3 protein-coding genes are annotated in these 3,520 nt (G+C 42.4%); all 3 read right to left on the bottom strand.

The features are described from left to right. Window positions 1-932: HAD-IC family P-type ATPase (locus VZ94_RS09410; protein WP_045779034.1), on the bottom strand; the 932-nt coding region annotated here is incomplete at its 3' end. 891 nt (window positions 933-1,823) lie between these two features. Next, window positions 1,824-3,233: a DUF8371 domain-containing protein gene (locus tag VZ94_RS09420; protein ID WP_045779036.1), complete on the bottom strand. Its 1,410-nt coding sequence runs from the start codon at window positions 3,231-3,233 to the stop codon at window positions 1,824-1,826. Beyond that, window positions 3,223-3,520: hypothetical protein (locus VZ94_RS25890; RefSeq protein WP_192828618.1), on the bottom strand; the 298-nt coding region annotated here is incomplete at its 5' end. The genes VZ94_RS25890 and VZ94_RS09420, both read right to left, overlap by 11 nt.

Raw genomic sequence — 3,520 nt, forward strand, 5'->3', positions numbered from 1 at the left:
TGCTGGCAACTACCAACGCAACAAGGGCTAGGCGTTTTTTTTGCTAAAGAATCCAGTTGTTGTTGCAAGGGCGTATCCGACTCTTGGGCTTGTGCTAACAAACGCGCTAAACAGCCTATTTCAGTATGATCGCCGGTAGCCGTCACCAAGATTTCAGCATGGCCTGCGGTCACTGTGGTATTCATATAAACCATGTTGCAGCGTTCTGCTAGCGGTAGCATCACGTGTGCAAGCGGGGTGCTTTGTTTGGTAACCGGCAACGATTCACCTGTTAATGATGACTCATCAACTTCCAATGCGCGTTCAGTTAAAATTCTGCCATCTGCAGGCAACTTATCGCCCGCTTCAACCAAAATAATATCGCCAGGTACTAAGTCTTCTGCAGCGACTTGTTTTACACAGCCATCCCGTCTAAGCTTGGCTTTCAACTCTAACATTTTCTTTAACGTTGCCAGTGAATGCTCGGCTTGAAACTCTTGGTAAAAGCCTAAACATGCATTAATTAACACGACAACGACGATAACGAGGCCGTCTTTTATATCGCCAATAGCTGCGGCAACCACTGCAGCCAGGATTAAAATTAAAATCAATAAGCTTTTAAATTGAGCGCTAAACAGCGCGAGCAGTGATTTCTGCCCTTCAGTGTGTAAGCGGTTAACACCGACAAGCAGCAAGCGTTTATTCGCTTCTGCTTCGGTTAAACCAACCGTGTGATGACTTTTTAATGCCTCTAACGCATGGCTAATCGATAACAGATGCCAGGGCATAGATTCCGGCACTAAGACAGCGCTTTTATTAGCAATAGGCTGAGGCCGGTAGAAATAGCGTCCAAGCAAAAAGCCTACTAATAGCAGTGCAAACGACACTAGCAATAATAACCAGCCTACTGAAGCAGGCATGGCTAAACTTAAGGTTTTAATTTGCTCAAACATATAAGCGCTTTAACTATCATATCTACATCCAGTATCCCCGGCTGGCTGAGCAGGGAACTGTAATAATTGACCAAGTGCTTTGGCTGTAAGCTTGTGATGTGTGAATAGCGGCTATAACCGGCAAGAATTGACCCCAGCAAACTGCCTAGGATATTGATTTTTTTAGGCACGTTATCGCTAGTACAGAGCGACGGGCAAGCCGCAATCCAAGGCTCGAATAAGAGACCCATTGTTAAGTACTGGATAAAAAACGGTCGCTGTTCCAACGGAGTGACTTGGGTTTGCGACTCCCCTTTAATATGAATTTTTACCTCAAAGGTATTGGCACCTCGTGCGCTGATGTCTCGCTGTTTAAAACTCGATTCGGTTTCACCTTTTGGGTGAATAACTTTAGGCGGCAATACCATGGGCTAACTCAAGCAGGGCAAGAAGGCAAATTATAACCGAATATTTGACGGGTTTATTGAGGTTTATGCGCTATTTTAGTCAAGCTGTGGCCTATGTTGTTAAGTTTGATGCACAAAAAGGGGAGGGTGGTGTGCATTTTAGGTGACTAAGTCCACATCGCTATTATCGCTGATATTTTCTGCATCATTGAGCCAAATAAACTTTTGGATTTAACGCCGTGCTGTTTGGCTAAGTCTAAAATTGAAGTTTTGTTATCGCGGACGAGTAGGTTAATGTTGATACCTCGACTATCTTTGTTAGGGATTGAAGCGGTTAGCTTGACTGCGTATTTTGTCCCGCAGTTTCGATAAGTGAGGGGATTTTTAATGGCTGCTTGCCACTGCGCTTAATCCGACATAGGTTTCCGTTAGCCAAGTTTTTGTTCAAGAACAGCAATGAGTCGTTGTTGCAATAGCATGATATTGTACTGTTGTATTCGATGATTTAGTCTGATACATCCAGAACAATAACGGCTAGCCTGTTTTTAGCTTCCGGTTTTATCAATGAGCGCAAGGTTATTTCTAATTCTTGAGCCGTTTTTGGTTTTTGTACTCCTTTGGGCGGCTTTGGTATAGCGCGATTACGCTTATCTCCAAACCAAAATACCAAATAAATGCCATAGCCTTTCGCTTGTGGGTCGCGAGTATATAGCCTGTCTAATTGATTTTCGCAAGCTGTCCATAAATCAACGTGATAATCCCGTTTAACTTCAATGGGCAAAGTCTGTTCGGTTTGATATTTCAGAACTATATCAGTGCGTTTATCGCGTGCCATGTGGCCTTCTGGCTCTACGCTGATGCCAAACGGTGCAAATTTTGGCCTTAACCATTCAACTAACTTATCACGGCAGCTTTCTTCAGGTTTTGGCACGGTAATTCTTGCGTAAGAATCTTCATTCCAAAAAAATTTAAACATATCGGTGTTTTCATTGGCCATCCGATTCGCCACATCATTTAAATGCTCTACCGTCAATGCATGAAGATCGGCAGTATGCGCGGGTTTGCCATTCTTTAATGACTCGATAGCTTGTTGCCAATTGGGACGGTCAAAATGTTGTTCCCTAAGCAAAGCAGCTTGACTGGCAAAGGCATGTTTTAAATGCTCTCGATAACTCTCCAAATCGGGTTCATCAATCAAACGGCTTAATGTGATGATGGATTCTTTATCGGTTTGTGCTGAAAGCTGATTGATGCGTTGCTTAACAAAGTCGGCTGCATCCCATGGGTTTTGTGATCCGACCCATCCTCCGCTTTTACGCTCAACATAGGGAAACTGTGTGCCAACTAACTCAATAAGAAAACCAAGTTGTGCCGCCAAAAAGTATTCGGGCTGTTTTTTCTCAGAATGGGAAGGAACATCGTCGATAAATGAAATTAATATCCAGATAAAATCCTTTAGTTTTGTTATGCCCCAATTCACCGTGTCTTTGAAGCACTCAAAATCTATACAAAATCCAGCACAGAACCACAAGGCTTTTTGCTTTAAGCGCATTCTGGTTTTCGGTTGCAAAACTTGCTGAATCAATTTTAGTAAATCGGATGCAATTTCAGGTAGAGAAACTGCGGTTGAAAGCAAGGTTTCAAGCACTTGGGTTGGTGCATTTGGATAATCGGTAAGTAACTTTAAAACAATTAAAGAGCGATTGCTTGCAAGCTGTTGGTGTCGGCAAATCTCCCAGATACCCGTAACACAATCACGTTTAGTCGTTAACTGAGATTCTATTATTTCCAAATAAACAGATTGCACTAATTCCGGTTTATATTGAAAAAGAGCCTGTTGCCAATCAGGTTCATACTGCCGCTGAGTATTCCCTTCAACATGGAAAAAACTCGGAAACAATATATTAAAAGCCAAAGCACTTTTTTAAAGCTGATTCAGGATAGTCGTTTAAATTTTGCTGATAAAACCAATTTTCAGTTATTCCCACTGGTATCGCATACCACCATTCGTGGTACTTGTTCTCGGCATAAAACCGAGCAATTTCTAGCGATGTAGGTAAATCAGTACGGTTTAGTACAGCGCGTAACCCTTCTAAAGCAAAGGTAACATTTTGTTTGCCAAGCTCTTGCTCCAATCGTTGTTTGGGTGTCTGTTTATTATCAACTTCTGAAAATTTTTTGCAAAGTAGAGCTGACCAAGAT

Origin of the sequence: Methylocucumis oryzae (genome assembly GCF_000963695.1) — a bacterium.
GTDB classification, from domain to species: Bacteria; Pseudomonadota; Gammaproteobacteria; order Methylococcales; family Methylomonadaceae; genus Methylovulum; species Methylovulum oryzae.